Source organism: Brachyspira catarrhinii, from assembly GCF_005518285.1.
Lineage (GTDB): Bacteria > Spirochaetota > Brachyspiria > Brachyspirales > Brachyspiraceae > Brachyspira > Brachyspira catarrhinii.
Window position 1 is genome coordinate 1 of record NZ_SJDU01000291.1, and the last position, 2,983, is coordinate 2,983.

At 33.3% G+C, this 2,983-nt stretch carries 3 protein-coding genes; 2 read left to right on the forward strand and 1 reads right to left on the reverse strand.

From position 1 onward, the window contains the following. Positions 1–789: signal recognition particle-docking protein FtsY (ftsY, locus tag EZH24_RS09520; RefSeq protein WP_137998920.1), on the forward strand; the 789-nt coding region annotated here is incomplete at its 5' end. A gap of 40 nt (positions 790–829) precedes the next feature. Then, a complete protein-coding gene (aroA, locus tag EZH24_RS09525; RefSeq protein ID WP_137998921.1) occupies positions 830–2,101 on the forward strand; it encodes a 3-phosphoshikimate 1-carboxyvinyltransferase in 1,272 nt (423 codons plus the stop codon). Between the two features lie 44 nt (positions 2,102–2,145). Here aroA and EZH24_RS09530 read toward each other — a convergent pair whose 3' ends face one another. Next, positions 2,146–2,868, reverse strand: coding sequence for a polyprenol monophosphomannose synthase (locus tag EZH24_RS09530; RefSeq protein WP_137998922.1), 723 nt, complete (start codon positions 2,866–2,868; stop codon positions 2,146–2,148). Positions 2,869–2,983: the final 115 nt, after the last annotated feature.

Below are 2,983 nucleotides of genomic sequence, written 5' to 3' on the forward strand. Positions count from 1 at the left end.
TTTGCCAATTTGGAAAACACATTGATAACGGCGGACGCTGGAGTCGAAACCACAAAAGATATAATTTCAAAACTGCGGGAAGTTATTGAAGAAAATTCAATTAAAGAACCTGCGGAAGCAAAAAAATATTTGAGAGAGATTTTAATATCGAAATTCATTCCCAAAAAAATGGAACTTAAAGATAAAAATATTTTGTTTATAGTGGGAGTAAACGGAGTAGGAAAAACCACGACAATCGCAAAATTGGCGAATATTCTAAAAAACGAACATAATATTATACTTGCCGCTTCCGACACATTCAGAGCCGCCGCTATAGAACAGCTTGAAGAATGGGCAAATCGGTTGTCGGTTTCCATAGTGAAGGGACAGCAAGCGGGCGACCCCGCAAGCGTTTTATTTTCCGCTTTGGATAAGGCAAAATCCATAAACGCTGATATAGTCATAGTCGACACGGCGGGAAGGTTTCATAATCAAGATAATTTAATCAGACAGCTTGAAAAAATGAAAAAAATAGCGACTGAAAGATTTTCCGAATTCAATTTTATTCCAATATTGATTCTTGATGCGAATGTAGGACATAACGGAATCGAGCAGGCGAAAGTGTTCGTAAGTTCGTTAAATATTGAAGGAGTTATAATTTCAAAAATGGATAGCTCGGCGAAAGGCGGAGTTGCGATAAGCGTAGCGCATTATTTGTCGCTTCCAATATTTTACGGCGGATACGGAGAAAAAGTCGAAGATTTCAGAGAATTCGATATTGAAAATTTTGTCGATTCTATATTAAAATAATTATTATAAGAAATAGAAAAATAGTTTGGGAGAATTTTTTATGATTTTAACGATTAAACCGAGCGAAATTTTTGGCGATATATATATTCAAATAAGCAAAAGTGACGCTCACAGGGCTTTGATAACCTCTTTTTTAGCGGAAGGCGAAAGCATATTGAAACCTTGGATGGAAAATGTCGGAATAGATATTATCGCCACAAAAGAAGCTATTTCAAATTTTGCAGATTTTAAATTAGAAAAAGATTGTTTGAAAGTCATTCCAAAAAATAAAAATATAAATAATATTACGATTGATGTGAAAGAATCTGGGAGCAGTTTAAGATTATTAATTCCCGTAGTTTCGGCTCTCGGAATTAATGCAAAATTCATAGGCTCTAAAAAATTATTTAGTCGTCCTCTCGGAATATATAAAAAAATATGGGGCGAGCAAGGTTTAACTTTTGACTTAAAAGAAGATTATTTGATTATAGAAGGAAAATTAAAAAGCGGAGATTTCAATGTCGAAGGAAATATAAGCAGTCAATTCATTAGCGGTTTATTATTCGCCTTGCCTTTGCTTGACGGAAATTCAAAAATAATAATCGAGGGAGAATTGGAATCCGCTCCTTATGTTATGATGACTTTGAAAACTTTGAAGTCGGCAAAAATAGAAACCTCGAAACAAGCGGATAATAATATTATAGAAGTTTTCGGTTCTCAAAAATATTCTCCGATTAACTACGAGATTGAAGCCGATTGGTCGCATGCGGCGTTTTTTGCGGCTGCGGGAGCTTTGGGAGGCGAGACTACATTATACGGATTAAATAAATATTCCATTCAAGGCGATAAAGAGATACTAAATATATTAAAATTTATGGGAGCTTCGATTAAATATAACGAAGATAATTCTATAACGATAAAAAAGGCTTCGAGATTAAACGGTTTGGATATAGACATTTTGAATATTCCAGATTTAGCTCCTATAATAGTCGCTCTCGCATCCACGGCGAAAGGAACAACAAAATTATATAACGCGAAAAGACTGCGATACAAAGAAAGCGACAGAATAAACGATTTGAAAGACAGTTTCAATAAAATTGGAGCGAAAATAACTTCAACGGAAGACGAAATATTTATAGAAGGAGTCGAAAAATTGCATGGCGGAAAAACTTCGTCTCATAACGACCACAGAATAGCGATGGCTCTTTGCGTTGCCTCTATAGTTTGCGAAAACGATATTACTATAGACGATGCCGAGTCTATAAATAAATCTTCTTTTAATTTTATCGAACAGTTTAGAAGCGTTGGCGCAAAGATAGAAGAAAAAGAATAATAAATAAATAATAGGTTAGTTCTGTATATACAGGCAACTTCTTGTTATTTATTAAAATAATTTTTCTTATTTCTAAATTTTAATCTTAAAACTCTAAATAAAGCTTCGGCTATTATGTTTTTTGACATTTTCGATTGTCCGCTTCTTCTTTCGTAGAATATAATCGGCTCTTCCGCCACTTTATAACCGTTGCTTTCAAAAGAGTAGTTCATTTCAATTTGAAAAGAATAACCAGCGGAAAGTATATTGTCGAAATTCATATTTTTAAGGACAGATACTCTGAAGCATTTGAATCCTCCCGTTATATCCATTATTTTCGAGCCTAAAACAAAAGAAGCGTATCTGTTTCCGTAATACGATAAAAATAATCTTCTGAGGGGCCAGTTAACCACGCTTATTCCATTGCAATATCTCGAGCCGATGACTAAATCCAACTTTTCGTTTTCCATTCTTTCTATAAACTTTATTACAAAACTCGGGTCATGCGAAAAATCGGCGTCCATTTCTATCACATAATCGGGATTGTAGGAAAAAGAATATTTGAAGCCAGCTATATACGCGGGACCTAATCCTTCTTTTTTTTCTCTTTTTAATAAATGAACTCTGTTATTGTTAAGATATTTTTCTACTATATTTGCCGTTCCGTCTGGGCTGTTATCGTCAACGACTAAAATCTCTATATATTCTGGCAGTTTCAAAACCGTATTTATCATTTTTTCTATATTGTCGCTTTCGTTGTAAGTCGGCACTATTATTATAGCTTTCATTTTTTCTTCCATAATTTTTAATTTGATTTTTTAATTATACAGTAATTTATATAAAAAATAAAGATTTGACTTTTTTACTATAAAATATATCATTAACTAAAAACAAAAATTATTT